Origin of the sequence: Lacrimispora sp., from assembly GCF_032078915.1 — a bacterium.
In the GTDB taxonomy this organism is placed as follows: Bacteria; Bacillota; Clostridia; order Lachnospirales; family Lachnospiraceae; genus Lacrimispora.
On the sequence record NZ_DAMAUN010000064.1, the window covers coordinates 1 to 20,625 of the forward strand.

The window sequence follows — 20,625 nt, forward strand, 5'->3', positions numbered from 1 at the left end:
GGTGGACTAGGGACTTTCACCCATTAGAACGTGCGCCCGCTGGGCACACTACAAAGAACCGCCTTTAAAATAATTTTAAAGGCGGTCATCATGCTTAAAAAGTCATATATTCGTTGTTCAATTGTCGTTTGTTATTTCTCCAGGGATCTCCACCGGAAGTTTGGTACGACATCAGACCATTTCTCAATTCCTATGATGGATTTGGCAAACTCCGTTGACTCCAGCGTGTATTTCTTTTTATCAATATCTCTGAATACCTGCCAGATTTTACGGCGCCTGGTCGCTACAATGTCGTCTCCCCGGTCCATGGAACATTCCCAAAGCCCGAAGGATAAACCGCTCCTCACTTCCAGAGGGGCATCCACCTGACGGCTTAATATATACGCATCAATATAAGGATTGCTGTCAACCATGTAATAGGAATACGCATAAGCGGCAGCCTGAATCTGAGCGACATTGCCTCTTGTCTGGCTTGTTGCCGTAAATCCCTGTTCTGTCAGAATGATGTGACGCACATGGCCGGTCGGGGATTTTAAAGAATCCTGAGCCATGTAATCCGTCAGAGTGGTAAGGTTTTTAAAGTTAATAACCGGAGAGTTAAAATCATTGGTGATCAATCCGGTCTGCTCATCATCCCAGAACTCCGGCTCTGTCATGGGACAGGGATACGGATGATAGGACAGTCCCCAATCCATCTGCCCCTGTTCATTGGCAATGGCATTAAAGGTATCTACAATCGCTCTTCCGCCGTACTTCAGCTTGTTATCAATCTCATTGTTCCAATTATAATCCAGGGAGTAATATACCCGGTCATTGGCACTGGTACTCTTAATGGCTGTGTAGAAAATCCGGAAAGCATCCTGGTAAGCCTGGACGTAACTGTTAATATCCCTTTCCCCCAGATGATTCCACTGCTGGTTGTTGATCTCATTTCCAATGATCCAGTTTGATATCTTTCCATGGTTTGGATTAGAACCGCTGTACCGCTCTGCCAGGAAAGCAGCAATGGCTCTGGTCTGGTCCAGCCCCTCCTGGGTCGCCGGATTAAACATGTAGTAAAATGCATTGGCATTTTTCTTTGTTCCAGGATAGATCAGATTCGGTTCGGCGTCATTCCAGCCATTTAATATAATGGCGGTTACCGTCATCCCTTTCCCGGATAAAGCGCTGATCGTCTCGTCATAGCTTGTAATGGCATTCTTATCAAAATGATAGGTCTTTCCATCGTACTGGTAATCAATTCCCTGGCCCAGGATCTGATGAAAAGAGATATTGGTGGCTACGTGCTTCACACCTAATTCAAAGGCATCCCCCAGCATGTTAAGCTGAATGTTTAAGCCCTTCTTGGTAAGAGGATCATTAAATGGCTGGGTATTTGCAGCAACCATTTCAGGGTTTGTAATATAATGAGGTTTGCTGATTTCAATATATTTTGTTCCATCCCATACAGCAATGACGAATTTGCTGTAAAGTCTGTCCTGGACCGTATTACGGTTCAATGGAAATGTAAAAGTAACTTTGTTTCCCGGCGCTGCGGAAGCCGCATAATCCGTCCTGCCGTCAAGATTGTTCTGGTAAGGCTGAAGCTCCACTAAGTAGAGGACGCCATCCGTTCCTCCCATATCAGCATTGCTTTCTGCCTGAACCGTCACGCTGTTCTTATCAGAATTGACCAGACAGGACTGAATTGTTGCCTGTACACCGGCCGCGCCTACATCTGCCAGCGCAACAAAGGCAGAAGCACAGCATAAAAATGCAGCGGTAAAAAGCCCAGTCATGACCCTGCCTATATTTATTTCCTTCATCTTCGCATCCCTCCATGTTGTCTTAATCAGGTTCCATACAATAATAACCAATTTCCCTGCTTTTTACAATAACGTTTTTATTACGTATTCGTAAAAAAACCGTAAGGACCGGGTAACTTTTTTATAATAATGCTTTTAAGCTGCTCATCAAATACCCGCCGCATTACAGTTAAAATATCAAAAGTTCAACAGATTACTTGACAAATGAATCATCACCTGCTAGACTGATAATCAAATTATCGGTAATTTAATTATCAGCTTTACAGCAGGAGGTAAAACAGACAGATGTCCAAACCTGATCGTTCCATTGATCCCCGCATTTTAACCAGCGCAAAAAAAGTATTTTTGACCCATGGGTTTCAGAATGCATCCTTAAAGGAAATATGCGAGGATGCCGGCATCACCACCGGCGCCCTGTATAAACGGTACAAAGGCAAAGAAGCCCTGTTTAATGCCGTGGTGGCGGATACAATTGAGGCACTTGATGCCTTTGTAGAACAGCGATGTACTGTGGAGACCGGTTCCCTGTCCAATGACTCATTAGAGATGGCCTGGCATATGGACGAAGAAGGCATGTTGGAATATTTTCAATTCCTAAACAAATACCGCGATGGTTTTATTCTGCTCTTAAAATGTGCGGAGGGAACAGCGTATTCCAATTTTCAGCACGACTGGGTTGAGAAAATGACTGGAAAGACCTACGAGTATTATCTGGAGGCACAAAAACGAGGGCTGACCCACACAATCATCTCTAGTGAAGAACTGCATATCCTGCTTACCGCATTCTGGACGACGATCTATGAGCCGTTTATCCATGACTTTACATGGGAACAGATAGAAGCCCATTGCAGACTCATCTGCGGTCTGTTCAACTGGTATCAGGTTTTTGGGTTTTAATGCCCTAACCCCCCCTCATTCGGAGGGGTTCCAATTTGCCCGTTAGTTAGTCATGGCTAACCCATATAAAATTATAAAGGAGGTAACGATCTTGTTTCAAAAAGTACTGGAATATACCGGCGATTACCGCAAAACGACCTATGCGGCCATTGCAGCCATGCTGGTCGGCATGGTCATGAACGTTCTGCCGTTCTGGTTCGTCTACCAAATCATCCGCCCGCTGTTAATGGGGGAGAGTCTAACGGCAGCCTATGTCATCTGGCGAATTGCGGCCATCGCAGCCTGTGCACTGATGTATGCAGTGTTCTATTTATGGGGACTTTCCATGTCCCACCGTTCAGCGTACAATACGTTGAAAAATCTGCGCATCTCCTTACAGGGCAAGCTGGAGAATCAGCCCCTGGGCCCTATTCAGGATAAGGGCGTCGGCACCATCAAAAAAATGTTCATTGACGACATCGAGATCATCGAGCTGCTGTTAGCCCATGCTCTTCCTGAGGGGATCGCTAACTTAACCATTCCTGCACTGGTATTTGCCGGAATGTTTCTTGTGGACCCAAAGCTGGCGCTTCTTGCCCTGTGCTCCCTTCCTCTTGGGATGATCGCCATGACGGTGATGTACCGGATCGGAATGAAAGACATGGGCAATTACTATGGGGCGGCACAAAAGATGAACAATACCATTGTGGAATACATCAATGGCATGGAAGTTGTTAAGGTGTTCAACCGGGACGGCGAGTCTTATCACCGGTTTGAGGGAGATGTAAAAAGCTACCGGGATTTCACACTGGCATGGTATAAGGCCTGCTGGCCCTGGATGGCTCTTTACTCCAGCCTTATGCCATGTGTGGCTCTTTTTGTCCTGCCTGTAGGTTCTTACTTCGTCATTCAGGGGTATTCCCAGCTGCCGGATCTGGCACTGGTTTTGTGTATGTCCTTCGGGGTGGGGGGACCTCTTATCCGGGCGCTTAGTTTTATGTCCACGCTGCCTCAGATCAATCATAAAATCTCCAGCCTGGAGCAGATGATGAATATTCCGCCTCTTAAGCAAACCGATAAGCCCTTTTCCGGAAAGGATTATGGAGTGCAGTTTGAGGATGTGTGCTTCGCGTACAAAGAAACCCAGGTGCTGCACGGTATCACACTGGATGTGCCGGAGGGCACTCTGACCGCCCTGGTAGGAGAATCAGGAGGCGGCAAATCCACACTGGCTAAGCTGCTCGTCCATTTTTATGATGTGAACGAAGGCGCCATAAAAATAGGGGGACAGGACATACGCAGCATGAGTTTAGAAGCGCTCAACGATCAGATCTCTTATGTTGCACAGGAGCAGTTTTTATTCAATATCAGCCTGCTGGAAAATATCCGTCTAGGCAAACCGGAGGTAACTGATGCTGAAGTGATGGAAGCAGCAGATAAAGCGCAATGCGGAGAATTCCTGGCTCGGCTGGATAAGGGCATCCACACCATGGCGGGGGATGGCGGAAAGCAGCTTTCCGGCGGGGAACGGCAGCGCATCTCCCTGGCCCGCGCCATTTTAAAAAACGCGCCCATCATTGTCCTCGACGAAGCCACTGCCTTTATGGATCCGGAAAATGAGGAAAAGATGAATGAAGCCATCGCTCAGGTCATTAAGGGGAAAACCGTCATTGTTATCGCCCACCGCCTGCATTCCATCATGGACGCGGATCAGATTTGTGTCATGGATTCCGGTAAGCTGGCTGCGGCCGGAACTCATGAGGAGCTGCTTTATGGCTGTCCCGCTTATCAAAAGCTGTGGCAGGCTGCCGAGGGCAGCGCCCAGTGGGCAGTCAGCGCATCGAAAGGAGGAAATACCTAATGATCATTTTAATGAAACGCATTCTCGCTGTTTCCGGGGATTATCAGGGCAGGATCAAGCTGGCCTTTGTATTTTCCTTTTTAAAAGCAATGCTGGCAAAAGCGCCCATCGGCTTCGCATTTTTTTCCCTTGCTTCCTTTTATCACGGTACGGCTACTGTACAAATGTGCCTGTGGATTGGTTTTGCCATGGTCGCCTGCCTGCTGCTGCAAATGCTGTTCCAACATATCGCCGACCGCCTGCAATCGGCAGCGGGTTTCCAGCTGTTTGCCGATAAGCGCATGGAGCTTGGCAAGCATCTCCGCAAAATGCCCATGGGGTATTTCACCGAGGGCAATATAGGGAAAATCAGCTCAGTACTTTCCACGGACATGGTGTTTATCGAGGAAAACTGCATGACAGTTCTGGCGGATATGATGAGTTATATCTTTGCACAGGGTATCATGCTGCTCTTTATGCTACTCTTTAATGTGTGGCTGGGACTTGCAGCCATTGGAATTGTGGTCATTCTGATTCTGACGGCAAGGGGGCTGGAAAAAGAGGCTCTGAAGGATTCCGCCGTCCGCCAGGAACAGAGTGAAAACCTGACGGAAGCCGTTCTCGACTTCACCGAGGGAATCGGAATCATCAAAGCCTATAATCTGATGGGCGAAAAATCAAAGACTCTCTCTGACAATTTCCGGGAGACCTGCCGTACCAGCATTATGTTTGAAGAGAACCACACCCCCTGGCAACGCCGGTTACATATCATCTATGGATTAGGTGCGGCTGCCATTATCGCCCTTTCCATATATTTGAATTTCCACGGACTGCTGGATGTGACTTTCCTCGTAGGCATCATGCTCTTTATATTCGACTTATTCGGCCCCTTAAAAGCGCTGTATGGCCAAAGCTCCCGCCTCACGGTCATGAACAGCTGCCTGGATCGCATCGAGGCGGTATTTAAGGAACCGGAACTGCCGGATGAGGGTACAAATATCATTCCAATAGCCGGAAATATTCCTGAGGTAAAGTTTCAGCATGTCAGCTTTGCCTATGGGGAAAAGGAGGTGCTTCATGACGTTTCCTTTGACTTACCAAAAAACCAGATGCTGGCTTTGGTCGGCCCATCCGGCGGCGGAAAATCCACCATCGCAAGCCTCCTGACCCGCTTTTGGGACGTTAAGTCCGGGCAGGTGCTGATTCGCGGAAGGGATGTTCGGGAAGTAAGCTTAAGCGATCTGATGGATCAAATCAGCATGGTGTTCCAGCGGGTATACTTATTCCAGGACACGGTCTACAACAACATCAGCATGGGGCGGCCTGCTGCCAGCAGGGCTGAAGTGATCGAGGCGGCAAAAAAGGCGAGGTGCTACGACTTTATCATGACTCTGCCCCATGGCTTTGACACCGTGGTGGGCCAGGGCGGCGCAAGCCTTTCCGGCGGTGAAAAGCAGCGCATCTCCATTGCCCGCTGTATTTTAAAGGACGCACCCATCGTAATTCTGGATGAAGCTACCGCCAGCGTAGATGCGGACAACGAGAGCTACATCCAGCAGGCCATCAGTGAGCTGTGCGCGGGAAAAACCCTGCTGGTAATTGCCCACCGGCTGAATACCATCCGCCATGCCGACAAGATACTGGTAGTCTCGGACGGCCGCATTGCCCAGCAGGGAACCCATGAGGAGCTGATGCAGCAGGGCGGCATCTATCAAAACTTTGTAACAACCCGGGAGAACAGCAGGGGCTGGAGCAGAAGAGAGTCACGCATACACGCTCAAGGAATTGATGCTTAAGGCACAAGCCGGCAATAGGGGGCACAGGCCGGCTGGAACCGCTGCCTGATGCGGCTGCCTGGAACACACATAATTACTTCTGATCTAAAAAGGCGAATGCGGCATCTTCCTGCCCCATCCGCCTTTCTTATTTTATTCTTTGGTAACAACCACCAGGGTTAATTATCGTTTTCTAAGGAGAACATCTCCTTAAGCTTTTTTCCATCAAAAATGTGGTTATATACCAGATACTCATAGTTCATAATCAGGTCACTGTATGGATTCTCCGGATTATTTAAGGCCTCCCAGGAATAGTAGGTTCCCTCCTGATCTAAGCACCCAATAGGGTGTACTACAGGGAAGGTCTCTTCCATCTTAAGGAGGAACTGCTGATAAGGCGTCATAGTGACACCGGCTCTCTTAAGCACCTCAGAGGAAAGATAAATAGCTCCCATTTTCCCTTTTTCCTCTGCCTGAGTTTTATAATTGGTCCATATCATAAACGGGGTCTGGTACCACATCAGCCGGTCCTGATTCTTAACAAGACTGCTGGGTGTCCCTGATATCTCATCAAAGAATTCATCTTCCACACTTGGCTGATGATCCCCGAAAAGAACGATCATGGTAGGCTCCGAGCTTTGTTCAAAATAAGAAATCAAATATTCCAGCGCTTCATCTGACCGCTTCATAAGAGATAAGTACTGGTCAGCCTTTGGGTATTTTCCCCTAAGACTTCCGGTCAGCCATACCTCCTGATCGAAATCATCAAACAGAGTGTCATAGCCTCCATGGTTCTGCATGGTCACATTAAAAAGAAACAGTTTATCCTCCGGATTCTCCTTGGATTCCACTCTTTCTATCAACTTTTCGTAATCTGCACGGTCACTGATATAGTTTCTAAGCAGCTCGCTGCCTTCATAATCCTCTATATCCAGAAATTCATCAATCCCCATGTTCCGGTAGCACTCCTGGCGGTTCCAGTTCTCTTTTGGGTATGGGTGCATGGCAACCGTATCATAGCCCTGGGATTTTAATGTGCTTACAAGGCTATATGTATTGGGTTTGACATTAAACTGATAGGCAATGCTGTTAGCCGGAAGCTGGGAGATCGAATCTCCTGTCAGAAATTCAAACTCAGAATTGCTGGTCAAAGAACCAAATACAGGAACACAAAGGCTTCCCTTCACCGTATTTTCCTTTAAGCTGTTTAAAAAAGAAAAGTACTCCTGGTTGGTTTTAAAATTTCCTGCTACTTTTAAGTCGGAAAAACTTTCATTCATAATGCATATGATATTGACCGGCGTTATCTTATCTTCACATTCCACGTCAACATCTCCGGCAGAAGCCAGAAGGACCTGATTGTCCGCTTTCACAGTATCATAAATCTGTTTTACCTTTGCAAAGCTGTAACCCTTTGGTTTTTTCTTCACTGCATAATTAAAGGAGACGGCCGTTGAAAGCACATATCCATATTCCTGATAGGTTTCATTGACTTCCCACATATTAATTTCCAGGCCTTTATACGGGATCAGGCATGAATAAAACCATAAAATAAAGCTTAGGACAACACCGGTACCTCCTCCGGCAAAGACCAGACGTTTGTTCCTGCCCTTAACCCTTATAGGAAATAACAAGGCAAAGAGACAGATTACCTGGACTCCCAGAAAGGCAAGGTACATTTCCTTTGTGAAGACAAATTCATAATTTCCTGCCACACTCATAGCAGTCCGCAAAGCCAAAACATCCCATATCATAATAGGCCTTCCCCGAAAGCCTGTAACCAGGTATTCTGCTGCAGAAACAATATAAAGAAAAACCGTCGTGAGCGGGGTCCCTATCCTGGTGCTGCCGCTGACGGCAAACACTGCAAGATATATTAAGTAGATCCAGCCTATATTTAAAACAGCCATGGACAGGGGAATGGTCAGCAAATTGCCGGTCACATATTCAAATAGGATATAAGATGCACAGGGAATCAAAAGCATGATGACAGTGGTTATAAACATCCCTGCGATTTTACACCACTTTTGTAGTCGTTCTCTTATCACTAAAACATCCTCTTTTTCCATTTTTAGAATAATTAAATGGTACCACAAAGCGGCTTTGACAGCAATATACAATTTATGACAATCGTTCTATACTGTACCATCTTTCTTTGCGGGAAGCACTTTCTAACATCTTTATAACAAACCATAAGACAGATGAGGGAACTTTATGGTATTTTTAATAAACGACACATGTCATCGAGAGTATTCTCTCTCTCCTTCAGATCAGGCCAAGCATGAATACCATCGTCGTTTTTTCTTGGAATTATATGAAAATGTAGATGCGGCACAGACTGTTCTGCATCCGTTCCGCTGGCATTTAGCAAATTCACTGCGGTATAGCCGCAATGGTCAACATAGTGATTAGAGATTCGTTTAACAGCACTCATAACATGTCCAAGAGTTTCATCATCGCAATCAAGAATATTAACCATATGGGGTTTCGGAATGACGATTGTATGTCCGTCCACTTCTTTTCCGATATCCAGAAACGCCAGCGTATGGCCGTCTTCAAATATTTTATAGCATGGCAGTTCCCCGTTAATTATTTGACAGAAAATACATCCTTTCATGATATTCCCTCAATTCTTTTTATTACATAATTCTAACAAAAATGCCGCCAGTTATCAATTAATTTATTTTTATATAATCATCCGGATAAAAACAGAGAGAGCCAAGCCCTTATTATAAAGTGCTTCGCTCTCACCTGTAAAAGTGTTTTTGGTATTTTATAAATTTTTCGGCCCAAAGCCCATGGGCAGCAGTTCCTTTAAATAAAATATCTTATACTCTTCTCTTCCTGCCGCTAATATGATCTGAAATGTTTCCGGGTCGCAAAACTCCATCATTACCTGACGGCAGACTCCGCAAGGGGCTGTAAGCCCTGTAGGGATCCCCTCTTTTCCTCCAACGATGCAGATTGCTTTAAATTCCTTATCTCCCTGGCTGACTGCCTTAAAAAATGCTGTGCGTTCCGCGCAGTTGCTTGGAGTATAGGCTGCATTTTCGATGTTGCAGCCCTGATACAAAGTGCCGTCAGCTGATAAAAGCGCCGCTCCTACCTTAAACCCTGAATATGGAGTATAAGCTTTGCCCATAGCCTCAAATGCCTGATCAATCATTTCCTTTACAGGAAGCTCTGTTCCGGCCGAAGCTTTGCCCTGGCGGACACCTTTCATCGTTTCTTCTTTCATTTCCAACCTCCTGGCCACCACCCTCTCCCAAAACCGGAGCCATGTTTTTCTGTAATCTACAATTCCAGGGCGATCTCTATCATTTTTCCAAATCCAAGCTGCCTCTCCTCTGCGCTCAGCTTTTCCTCTCCAAAAACAAGATCGGAAATCGTCAGCATGCAGAGAGCCTTTTTACCGGCCGCAGCCGCATTCATATATAAAGCCGCTGTTTCCATCTCAACAGCCAGAACTCCCATATTGCGCCACTTGTCATTCACCCCGCTGTCAGCATTGTAAAAAATATCGCTGGACAGCACATTGCCCACAACCACTTTCCTTCCCTGCTTTCCGGCTGCTTCTGCCGCTCTAGAGAGGAGCTCATAATCGGCAATAGGCGCAAATGTACCCGGAAGTCCATACTGGTAAGCATAATTGGAATCCGTACAGGCCCCCATGGCGATCACTACATCCATAAGCTCTACCTTATCCTGCAGGGAACCTGCAGAACCGATGCGGATGATCTGGTCCACATCATAAAAATGGTACAGTTCATAGGAATAAATTCCCATGGACGGCATTCCCATTCCGCCTCCCATAACGGAGATTTCCTTTCCCTTATAGGTTCCGGTAAATCCAAGCATGTTCCGGACCGATGTTACCTGGACCGGATTTTCCAGATACGTTTCCGCAATATACTTCGCCCGTAAAGGATCCCCCGGCATCAAAACTGTTTTTGCTATTTCACCTTTTTTTGCCCCATTATGGGGAGTTGGTGTCATTTCCATTTGATCTCCTCCTCTTTTATGATTCATCCTGCTGTATCATGAGACGAATGGCCTCTACTGCCGTCCGTATGGCCCCATCCGTATCATGGACGATGGGATTTTCAAGTCCAAGTCTTGCCCGTTCCTGGTTCGCTAATACAAGGAATATGGAACCTACCCTCACCTTAAGGGCACTGGCTGCAACAAACAGAGCCGCAGACTCCATCTCCGAAGCCTTGCAGCCCAGCTTCATCCAGGCTTCCCATTTATTTAACAGTTCATAGGATACTGGCTTTGTTTCCGGAGAGTGCTGCCCATAAAAGGAATCCTTACACTGGACAACTCCTACATGATAGGACTTATCCAGGGCCTTTGCCGCAGCCGCCAGGGCGCCTGTCACTTTAAAATCCGGGACCGCAGGAAACTCAATGGGCGCGTACTCCCGGCTGGTTCCCTCCATGCGGATGGCTCCGTTTGCAATGACTAAATCCCCGCTTTTTACCTCCACATCCATTCCGCCGCAGGTACCGACGCGGATGAAGGTGTCTGCACCGGACATCACCAGTTCCTCCAGGGCAATAGCCGCCGAAGGACCGCCGATACCCGTAGATGTGACGCTGACTGACTTACCGTCTAACGTACCGGTATAGGTCACGTACTCCCTGCTGTCCGCAATCAATCTGGGATTGTCAAAATACTTCGCGATGAGGGCACAGCGCTTGGGGTCTCCAGGCAGAATGACATATCTGCCCACGTCCCCTTTCCCAACCTGGATGTGATACTGTTTTCCTTCTGCTTCTGAATAATTTGTCATACTTAATCCACCCTTCTCTATATCTCATTCTCATCAATTTTTTCTGCAACCACCGCCTTAATCCGGCGGTACTGCTCTTCATCGATGATAATGGTCCTTCCTTCCCGGGAAATATACCCTTTCTCCTCCATCTGGCTGACGCACCGGTTCACGGTCTTTATGCAAAGACCGGTGCTGTTTGATAAATCTTTTCTTGCAAGCTGTATGCGGCAGGTCCCTCGGTGGGATGATTTCCGGTAAATCTCCATAAAGAGCAGGAACAGTCTGTCGCTTCCCTGTAAAAATAAAAACAGACGTTCCTTCCTGACCTGCTCTAAAAGATAGACACCCATAGCCTTAACCTGTTCTAAAACCGCATGGATATCTGAAAGCATCCAGCGGCTGAACTGATCCTTGGATACACAGAGGAACCGGCAGTCCGTTTCTGTCACCAGAGTCGTCCGGTACAGCTCAAAGCCCATGAGAAATTCCATGGCTCCAAACACCTCCACCGGATAGAATCTGGTATAGTCGTAGGCGATTTCCTGAACCCGGTAATCCGTAGCCTTTACAACACCCTCCACCAGAATATAAATGGTATCCACGGTTTCATTTTCGTGAATAAAGGTGGTGCCCTTTTTTAGGTTTACTATCTTAAAGGCCTCCAGGAGCCATTTAGGCGCATTGGCCAGATAATTATTTAAGTATTCCCGCGGCTCACTGTGAAGTTCATTGATTAAAGACATAGCATCGTTCACGATCTTGCTCCTTTTCGTTTCTTTCTCTTTGATTTCATCATATCATATTTATGATCCGCCGGGAATCATTACTTGCCTCTAAACGCTTACCTTGCATCCTTTTCGTATGGCTGCCCGCTGGCTTTCGGCGCAGAGGATTTCCCCACAAACAGGATCAGGATCACGATAGTAATGAGATACGGAAGCATTGCCAGAATGGACGAAGGAACCGCAAATCTTCCCCCTCCCAGAGTAACGGTAAGGGCCTGGGCTGCTCCGAATAACAGACAGGCACCATAAGCCCCGTGAGGAGTCCACTTTCCAAAAATTACTGCTGCCAGTGCAATAAATCCCTGTCCGCTGATCGCGGTGGGCGTAAACTGAGGGATGATGGCCAGGGTCATGGACGCACCGCCCAGCCCGGCTAAAATACCGGAGACCAGCACACAGATATACCTGATTTTATAAACGTTAAGTCCCATGGTATCTGCTGCTGCCGGATGCTCTCCGACTGCCCGGATATGAAGCCCCCACTTCGTTTTATAAAGAAAGAACCAGATAAAAACAGCCAGTACAAACGCGATGACAACCGTCACATCCACATTTAAATTCTGAAACGCTTTTGAGTTTAAGCTCCCAAACACCTTTGGGATTTTATGAGGTACCGGGAGCGACATGGTAGCACCGTCAAAAAGCAGGCGGCAGACAAACAAAGCCACACCGGGGCCGATCAAATTGATGGCAATACCGGAAATCGTCTGGTCTGCCTTGCATGTAATTGACGCAAAGGCATGGAGAAGGGCAATAACGCCTCCTGCCAGACCCGCTGCAAAAAATCCTACCCAGGCACTTCCTGAATAATAACCCACAGTAGCCCCTGTAACTGCTCCGATGGTCATCATTCCTTCAATACCGATATTGGTAACGCCGGACCGCTCCGACACCACTCCCCCCAATGCTGCAAATACCAAAGGAGTGGAATACATAAGTGTAATGCCTACAAATAGCATCAGACTGTTAAGCATGTTTCTTACCTCCCTTCGAAAAACGGTCCACCAGCGGCGGAATGATACGGGTCAGCGCCACAAAAAATACGATGACACCAATAACGATGTTGATAATTTCTGACGGAGCTCCCACCTCGTACTGCAAAGACTGTCCGCCATAAATCAAACCACCAAACAGCAGTCCTGCAAAAATACAGCCGATTGGTGAACTGGCCGCGATCAGACAAACGGATAATCCGTTAAAGCCTGTGTTTTCAAAGGCTGCTAATGTAGCAATGCCATGAGGAGAATTTCCGGTTATATAAAGAGAAGCAGCCAGTCCGCAGATAGCCCCGGAAATAAGCATGGAGTGCAGGATGTTTTTGTTTACATAAATTCCGGAAAATTCTGCTGCGCTCTTATTAAAGCCTACCGCTCTCAGTTCAAACCCCTTAGCCGTTTTATATAGAAGGAACCAGATAAATACAGCCAGAATGACTGCAATAATAATTCCAACGTTTACATCTGTTTTCAAAATGGTGCTGCGAAGAAATTCGTTCTGTGCAAGGGCCGCCTTTCCCGCCTCCGTCGTTTTGTAATTTCCCAGAATCATCGTATAGCCGGAACGGTTGATCGGGTAGGTTCCAATAGTATCCGGCTTATGGAACCGGTTTAAGGTGCATATATAATTGGAGAAATAAAGCGCAATCCAGTTGAGCATGATACTGGTAAGGACCTCATGGATGCCAAACCTCGCCTTTAAGAAACCTGCAATCCCGCCATACACTGCACCGGCTGCCACGCCTGCAAGGACAACGAGAGGAATCTGGATCACCGGAGGAAAATCAAACAGAATGCCGACCACGGTAGATGCCACGCACCCCATAATAAACTGTCCTTCGGCTCCGATGTTAAAAAGTCCGGTCTTAAACGCAAATGCAACGCCGATTCCTGTGAGAATAATAGGCGTACTTTTAATGATTACATTGGAAATGTGTTTCGGACTGGAAAAGACTCCGTCAAACAAGACGGCTAGTGAATGAACCGGCGGATATCCCGCCGCCGCGAGTATAATCCCCGCTACGATAAATCCAAAGAAAACAGCGATCAAAGTCATTGTTAATGGTTTTTTTAAAATCTTTATCGCTTTATCCATGATTCTTTCCTCCTGCCATTAACAGACCAATCGTATTTTCATCTACGGTTCCCTGCTGAAACGTATCTTGAATTTTTCCGTCGTAAATAACCGCTATGGTATCGGAAACATTCATAACCTCGTCCAGTTCAAAAGAGATCAAAAGCACCGCTTTTCCTTTATCCCTTTCACGGATCAGAGTCTTATGCACGGTTTCTATGGCTCCTACGTCAAGTCCTCTGGTCGGCTGTACCGCAATCAGTATATCCGGATTCATGGCGACTTCACGTCCGATAATAACCTTCTGCTGATTTCCGCCTGAAAGTTCTCCCACCCGCCTGGAACCGCAGTCATCCGGCCGGACATCATACGCCTCGATGAGGGTTTGGGTAAACTCTTCCATTTTCTTTCTGTTTAAGATTCCTTTTCTGGAAAATGGCTCTTTGCGGCAGCGTTCCAATACCGCGTTCTCATTTACAGTGAAGTCAAGGACAAGGCCCCTTTTCTGCCGGTCCTCAGGAATGATGCTGACGCCGCTGTCTATGACCGTCCTTGGGTTTGTGTTAATGATGGGTTTCCCGCAGACCGTAATGCTTCCCTTCTCTGCAGGAACCAGGCTGCTGATCGCTTCCACCAGTTCCTTCTGCCCGTTTCCGTCAATGCCGGCGATCCCCACGATTTCTCCCTTGCGGACTGTTAAGTTTAAACCCTTTACTGCTTCAAGCTTTCTCTCATTTTTCACAACAAGGTCTTTGATCTCCAATACCGTTTCTCCCGGCTTTGCAGGAGTCTTATCCACCACCAGCTTTACTTCATGGCCCACCATCAGCGCAGCCAATTCTTGTCCGGAAACCTTCTCTACCGGAACTGTATCAATGTATTCGCCGCGGCGGATGATGGTACAGGTATCGGAAGATGCCTTGATTTCCTTCAATTTATGAGTGATGATGATAATGGCCTTTCCGTCATCTACCAGATTGTGCATGATGGAGAGAAGATCTTCAATTTCCTGAGGGGTCAAAACGGCGGTAGGCTCATCAAGGATTAATAATTCTGCTCCCCGGTACAACGCTTTTAATATTTCCACCCTTTGCTGCATACCAACAGAAATATCACAGATCCTGGCATCCGGGTCTACTTCCAGCCCGTATTTTTCCACGATATCTAAAATCTGTTTCCTGGCTTTCTTCATATCTACAATACCTGCGCGGGAGGTAGTTTCATTTCCTAAAATAATATTCTGTGTGACCGTGAAATCCTCCACCAGCATAAAATGCTGATGAACCATGCCGATGCCGTTTGCTATGGCCACATTAGGATTTTTTATGTCCACCTTTTTCCCATTGATAAAGATTTCTCCCTCATCGGCCTGATACAATCCGTACAGTACATTCATCAGCGTCGACTTCCCCGCACCGTTTTCACCCAGAAGAGAATGAATGCTGCCCTTCTTAACATCCAGACTCATATCCTTCAAAGCGTAAAATGCTCCGAACCGTTTTGTGATTCCGTGCATCTGGACCGCATAATCGCTGTTTCCCGTGACCATGTCAATACTTCTCCTTTCGGTTTTACACCGCAGGCTCTTTCGATTCCTGCGGTGTAAAATTTTTTCTCTTCTATTTAGCGATAAACGCTTCGTATTCCTCTTTTGTGGTCGGCGGTGTCAGTTCTCCGTTCTTAATTTTATCCTTCACCTTTAAGGTATCCTCATAAACACCTTCCGGCATGTTGCCATGTTCCTCAGGAATTCCCACACAGTCTTCCTGTAAACCGAAGGTAAGGGTTTTACCACCAATTTCCTGGCCGTTCATTGCTTCTTCCGATACTTCCAGCACTGCTTTACCAACTAATTTAAGAGCAGATGTCAACACGTTTTCCGGCGCCAGATAAGCCTGATCTCTGTCTACACCGATTACCCACTTGTCCGCTTCCTTGGCAGCCTCAATAACACCGGTTCCTGTACCGCCAGCCGCGTGGTAGATCACGTCACATCCATCGGAATACATTCTTGCAGCAATGGCCTTTCCCTTGGCTGCATCACTAAAGCTTTCTGCATACTGCACGGAAATATCAATATCTTTCCCAAGCTCTTTTGCCGCATACTTTACGCCGGCTTCATAGCCATACTGGAACTGGTCGATTAAGCCTGAGGAAATTCCTCCTACAAAACCTACTTTTCCGGTCTGTGTGGTCCGTCCAGCCACATATCCAACCAGGAAGGAGGGTTCCTGGGCGCGGAACATAACTCCAGTCACATTGGAAGGGGTCTCCTCATAAGCATTGTCAATGATCGCATACTGGATATCAGGATTGCTGCCGGCTGCCTCAAGTACTGCATCGGCACAGGCGTAACCTACGCCCCATAACAGATCGGCACCGCTGTCTCCAAGCCTCTCTAAATTCGTTACAAAATCCGATGCCTGCTTTGACTCGATGTAATTAACCTCTGCACCGGTCTTGTTCTTTAATTCAGTAAGACCTTCCCATGCGGACTGGTTAAAGGACTGGTCATTGATTCCGCCAGTATCCGTAATCATTGCAACTGAAAAGCTGCTCTTTCCTCCGGAAGTTTCCTCCTGGGCTTTTGTGGTCTCCGTTTTTCCGCCTCCGCAAGCCGTAAGTGACAGCACCATAGCCGCTGTTAAACCAAATACAATACCTTTTCTCATCATTACCTGATTCCTCCATTTTTCATTCTATACAATTTGTATATCTTTAAACCCACATTGAACCGCCAGCTCCTTTAATTTCTCCATTTGGTCCTGCGTAGGGCTTTTTCTATGTTCCATTTTGCCTCTTACCCCATAATTGCGGAATGTAATAAGCTTTAACTTAAAATCCTCCAGATAAGGGGTTATTTCGGCAGCCACCCCTCTGATGACCTCCTCCATATCCACATCTTTTTCCTCTGTCAGACCGGAAGAAGATTCTCCATCCAGACATACAAGCCTTACCTCATATAATTTACCTGCCTGGGCCAGATAGTTTAAATTCTTTTTAACAATGCGATTATCTCCGCCTGTCAGCCGGTGAAACACCTTAGTGTCCCACGCTTTTACATCCAGCATCACTTTATCCGTCACAGCCATGAGCTCCGGATTCTTTGTAAGATCCACGCAGCCATTGCTGTCCAGAAAACAGGATAACCCGGCATTTCCTGCAAGCGTGAACAATTCTGTGAGAAATTCCGGATACAGGCAGCATTCGCCGCCGGATACCGTGATCCCCTGGATAAACGGTATATTTTTTGAAATCTGTTCCCATACATCTACAGCCTCCATGTGACAAGCCTTTGGAGATGCGTAGTTGGGACAGACCTGTATGCAATGATCACACTGGATACAGACCGCCTCATCCCATATTACCTGTTTCCCTGATAGGGATAAAGCGCCTGCCGGACACTGGCTGACACAAACGCCGCAGCCATTGCACAGCCTCTGTGTCTCCGGGTTATGGCAGTAAGCGCAGGCGATATTGCAGCCCTGGACAAACACCGCAGTCCGGCAGCCCGGCCCGTCTACTACACTTAAGGGGATCATTTTATTGATCGCGGCTCTCACTGCAGCCCCCTTACCTTCCGGTTCTCAAGATGGGCATTGCGGTAATTGTCACCGCCCAGATGCACCGTATTCTGGAGTACGGCTTCGCCTTCATAATACTTTTCCATTTCGCTCCGTTTGACCAGATAGCCCGTGATCCGGACCAGATCGCTGTCAGAAGCATAGAAGCTTATATATTTGTCTCCCAGGGAAAACGCTCCCTTTACAATATCCAGCATAGCAGCCGGATTGTTTCTTCCTGTAGGATCAAAGGAGAAGATATCTGCGCAGCCGGTCGGGAAAAACTTGTGGAACCTGGCGCTGTGACGAAGGTGGTCATACATGAGCTCCGGCTCCATCCCTACCGGGATCCGCACGCCAGAGGTAATTCCGTGGTCCGAATCGATGCCGACCTGGGCGTGAAGGGCAAAACGATTGTCAAAAACCTCTGAATACAAGGCATTTGCAGAACCTGCATAATCCGCAATCACCTGCATGATCTGCTCTGCTAAGTCATCCGCTTCTGCATTGTGACCATATGTTTTCTCCGGATCTTCCATCAGCATGTTGGTGCATTCCGCCAGTCCAACGATTCCGAACATGGCAAGAAACTTATCCCTGGAAATAAAGCCTTCCTTAGAAAGGAAAGAGGTCTCAAAGAAATTGGATTCTTCTACAAGGAAACGGATTCTTTCATTCATATAGTCTCCCATGCAGGAAAGACAATCAGGCAATAGCTCTGTTAAAAACTGTTCCCTGTTCGTTGCTTTTGCAGCAAGTCTGGGAAGGACGATTCTAGCCAATGTGTAGGAGCCTCCTCCAATGGGAAGGATATTATAACAACTTGATATTCCGTAATCGCCGTAAGTGTCTTTGTGCATCTTGTGATTGCAGATCGCCGGGTTTGCACAGTACAGGGAGGTATAAAGGGCAAGCTCTGCATAAGAATCAGACGTAATGTCCTTATCATATTTCAGCGTCAAATTGGGAACTGCATTTTGAAGTTCTTTTTCAAGTTTTAAAATCAGGCGGCCCGCTCTTGTCTCTTCTGGTCCCAAATTGGCATGGCAGAAGCCATCGGTTATGGTCCGGTCCAAATAAATGAGGAAAAGCTTCAGCTTTTTTTCCGCTTCCTCATCCGTCACCCCTTCAAGAAACGGCTCTATCAGCTTATCAAGATTACCAAGATAAACGGGATAACTGGTGATAGAGGGAACGTGCTGGTACAGAATGGTCAAAAACTGCAATACTTCGTCCAGGTCCTTAGGCGCCTCAAGCTGTAAAAATTCACAGCCGTTTTTTACTGCTTTTTCGTAGTCCGGCATCACATATCTGGGACGGTAAGGCGCGTGCCCTTCATCCAGATCGCAGATCGCACCGGTTTCCATGTAATGACGGGTCATTTCCGGTATGGAAAGCACCTCAAGACTATTTTCCGCCGCATGGGCCAGGGCTACGACTTTCTGCTCATAAGTCAGGTTCTTTGATGTTACAATGTCTAAAATTTTATTCATCCATCCTACCTCTTTCATTTCAAGTCTTATCCATCATAAAAGGACTTATATCTCTGATACCCCTGAAATATTCACATTATAGCAATTACTTTTCACTATCTAAAGGACTTATGTCCTTTTTCGGGCAAATATAATACGATTTGTACATTAGTAACATTTTTACATGCATAATTTTAGTAAAAAATACAACAAATATCGAGTGAATTTATGCATTCTGCGTTAAAATATTCGCATGGTTCCTAGCTTTAATTGTTAAATAGTTCTATTTTGGCGCAAAAAAAGCCAATGCTCTTTGTAAAAAAAGGGCTTGGCTCTCAATATAAATGAATCAACGATAAAAAGAAAAAGCCGAAACCCTTATAAACAAAGGGCTCGGCTTTCATTTTTAATTATTCAACGATAGTAGCAACTCTACCTGAACCTACCGTACGGCCGCCTTCACGGATAGCGAAACGAAGACCCTGCTCCATAGCTACCGGATGAATCAGCTCTACAGACATTTCTACGTTATCGCCAGGCATACACATCTCTGTGCCAGCTGGTAAATCGCAAACGCCAGTAACGTCAGTTGTTCTGAAATAGAACTGAGGTCTGTAGTTGTTGAAGAAAGGAGTATGACGTCCACCTTCATCTTTTGTTAAAACATAAACCTGAGCGGTAAACTTCTTGTGGCACTTTACAGAACCTGGCTTAACCAGACACTGTCCTCTTTCGATTTCAGTTCTCTGAACACCACGAAGTAATGCACCGATGTTATCACCAGCCTGAGCTTCATCAAGCAGCTTACGGAACATCTCGATACCAGTTACAACAACCTTACGGGTCTCTTCATGGATACCAACGATTTCAACTTCATCAGATACGTGTAATGTACCACGCTCTACTCTACCGGTAGCAACGGTACCACGGCCTGTGATGGAGAAAACGTCCTCGATTGGCATCAAGAAAGGCTTATCTGTTTCACGTACAGGATCTGGAATCCACTCATCTACTGCCTTCATTAATTCAAGAACCTTGTCGCCCCAAGAGCTGGAAGGATCTTCAAGAGCCTTTAAAGCAGAACCCTGAATGATTGGTGTATCATCGCCTGGGAATTCATACTCGTTTAACAGCTCACGGATTTCCATGTCTACTAATTCAAGTAATTCTTCATCGTCAACCATATCGCACTTGTTCATGAATACAACGATGTAAGGAACGCCTACCTGACGGGAAAGCAGGATGTGCTCTCTTGTCTGAGCCATAACACCATCGGTAGCAGCTACAACTAAGATAGCGCCGTCCATCTGAGCAGCACCAGTGATCATGTTCTTAACGTAGTCAGCATGTCCTGGGCAGTCAACGTGTGCATAGTGTCTCTTCTCTGTCTCGTACTCAACGTGAGAAGTAGAAATTGTGATACCACGCTCTCTCTCTTCTGGAGCTTTATCGATATTCTCGAAAGCTACTGCCTGTCCAGTACCTAATCTTTCATGAAGAGTCTTTGTGATAGCAGCTGTTAAAGTAGTTTTGCCGTGGTCAACGTGACCAATGGTACCGATGTTACAATGGGTTTTGTTTCTTTCAAACTTAGCTTTAGCCATTTTATAACGTCCTCCTTAATTTATGCTCTTTTTGAGCTTTAATTTTTATGTTAGGCTG

At 46.5% G+C, this 20,625-nt stretch carries 17 protein-coding genes; 3 read left to right on the forward strand and 14 right to left on the reverse strand.

The annotated features are described in order from the left end of the window. Positions 1–131: 131 nt before the first annotated feature. Complete coding sequence (locus tag RT269_RS20990) at positions 132–1,805, reverse strand: DUF5722 domain-containing protein (protein ID WP_313185536.1); 1,674 nt, start codon at positions 1,803–1,805, stop codon at positions 132–134. 285 nt (positions 1,806–2,090) lie between these two features. On the opposite strand from RT269_RS20990, the gene RT269_RS20995 reads away from it, so the two are divergent. The 3 genes from RT269_RS20995 (at position 2,091) to RT269_RS21005 (ending at position 6,317) form a co-directional block, all read left to right on the forward strand. Beyond that, complete coding sequence (locus RT269_RS20995) at positions 2,091–2,702, forward strand: TetR/AcrR family transcriptional regulator (RefSeq protein ID WP_313185538.1); 612 nt, start codon at positions 2,091–2,093, stop codon at positions 2,700–2,702. Positions 2,703–2,793: 91 nt separating this feature from the next. Then, positions 2,794–4,542 (forward strand): ABC transporter ATP-binding protein, encoded by a 1,749-nt coding sequence (locus tag RT269_RS21000; protein ID WP_313185540.1) that lies wholly within the window; start codon positions 2,794–2,796, stop codon positions 4,540–4,542. Beyond that, positions 4,542–6,317, forward strand: a complete 1,776-nt coding sequence (locus tag RT269_RS21005; RefSeq protein WP_313185542.1) for an ABC transporter ATP-binding protein — start codon at positions 4,542–4,544, stop codon at positions 6,315–6,317. Before RT269_RS21000 ends, RT269_RS21005 begins: the two co-directional genes overlap by 1 nt. A gap of 158 nt (positions 6,318–6,475) precedes the next feature. Here the strand turns inward: RT269_RS21005 and RT269_RS21010 are convergent, their stop codons facing one another. The 13 genes from RT269_RS21010 to tuf all read right to left on the reverse strand — a co-directional run bounded on the left by RT269_RS21010 (position 6,476) and on the right by tuf (position 20,567). Continuing rightward, a complete protein-coding gene (locus tag RT269_RS21010; protein ID WP_442913833.1) occupies positions 6,476–8,365 on the reverse strand; it encodes an LTA synthase family protein in 1,890 nt (629 codons plus the stop codon). Positions 8,366–8,508: 143 nt separating this feature from the next. Continuing rightward, on the reverse strand, positions 8,509–8,913 hold the full coding sequence (locus RT269_RS21015) for an HIT domain-containing protein (RefSeq protein WP_313185544.1): 405 nt from the start codon (positions 8,911–8,913) through the stop codon (positions 8,509–8,511). Between the two features lie 156 nt (positions 8,914–9,069). Next, positions 9,070–9,534, reverse strand: coding sequence for a cytidine deaminase (locus tag RT269_RS21020; RefSeq protein ID WP_313185545.1), 465 nt, complete (start codon positions 9,532–9,534; stop codon positions 9,070–9,072). Between the two features lie 56 nt (positions 9,535–9,590). Continuing rightward, entirely contained in the window at positions 9,591–10,298 is a 708-nt protein-coding gene (gene deoD / locus RT269_RS21025; protein ID WP_313185547.1) for a purine-nucleoside phosphorylase, read from the reverse strand. A gap of 16 nt (positions 10,299–10,314) precedes the next feature. Further along, positions 10,315–11,091, reverse strand: coding sequence for a uridine phosphorylase (udp, locus tag RT269_RS21030; protein ID WP_313185549.1), 777 nt, complete (start codon positions 11,089–11,091; stop codon positions 10,315–10,317). 17 nt (positions 11,092–11,108) lie between these two features. Further along, the gene (locus tag RT269_RS21035; protein WP_025231309.1) at positions 11,109–11,828 is read right to left on the reverse strand and encodes a Crp/Fnr family transcriptional regulator; all 720 of its coding nucleotides are present in this window, start codon (positions 11,826–11,828) and stop codon (positions 11,109–11,111) included. Between the two features lie 86 nt (positions 11,829–11,914). Next, the gene (locus tag RT269_RS21040; protein ID WP_092240481.1) at positions 11,915–12,832 is read right to left on the reverse strand and encodes an ABC transporter permease; all 918 of its coding nucleotides are present in this window, start codon (positions 12,830–12,832) and stop codon (positions 11,915–11,917) included. Beyond that, a complete protein-coding gene (locus tag RT269_RS21045) occupies positions 12,825–13,949 on the reverse strand; it encodes an ABC transporter permease (RefSeq protein WP_313185553.1) in 1,125 nt (374 codons plus the stop codon). Before RT269_RS21045 ends, RT269_RS21040 begins: the two co-directional genes overlap by 8 nt. Next, entirely contained in the window at positions 13,942–15,477 is a 1,536-nt protein-coding gene (locus RT269_RS21050) for an ABC transporter ATP-binding protein (RefSeq protein ID WP_313185555.1), read from the reverse strand. The genes RT269_RS21045 and RT269_RS21050 overlap by 8 nt, the downstream gene beginning before the upstream one ends. Before the next feature lie 70 nt (positions 15,478–15,547). Beyond that, positions 15,548–16,603 carry a BMP family ABC transporter substrate-binding protein gene (locus RT269_RS21055; protein WP_331664207.1) on the reverse strand — a complete coding sequence of 352 codons (1,056 nt, stop codon included), beginning with the start codon at positions 16,601–16,603 and terminating at the stop codon, positions 15,548–15,550. Between the two features lie 24 nt (positions 16,604–16,627). Next, positions 16,628–17,491: a YjjW family glycine radical enzyme activase gene (locus RT269_RS21060; protein WP_313185556.1), complete on the reverse strand. Its 864-nt coding sequence runs from the start codon at positions 17,489–17,491 to the stop codon at positions 16,628–16,630. After that, complete coding sequence (locus tag RT269_RS21065) at positions 17,488–18,984, reverse strand: YjjI family glycine radical enzyme (protein WP_313185558.1); 1,497 nt, start codon at positions 18,982–18,984, stop codon at positions 17,488–17,490. Before RT269_RS21065 ends, RT269_RS21060 begins: the two co-directional genes overlap by 4 nt. Before the next feature lie 389 nt (positions 18,985–19,373). Continuing rightward, positions 19,374–20,567: an elongation factor Tu gene (gene tuf, locus RT269_RS21070; protein WP_313185560.1), complete on the reverse strand. Its 1,194-nt coding sequence runs from the start codon at positions 20,565–20,567 to the stop codon at positions 19,374–19,376. Positions 20,568–20,625 lie beyond the last annotated feature (58 nt).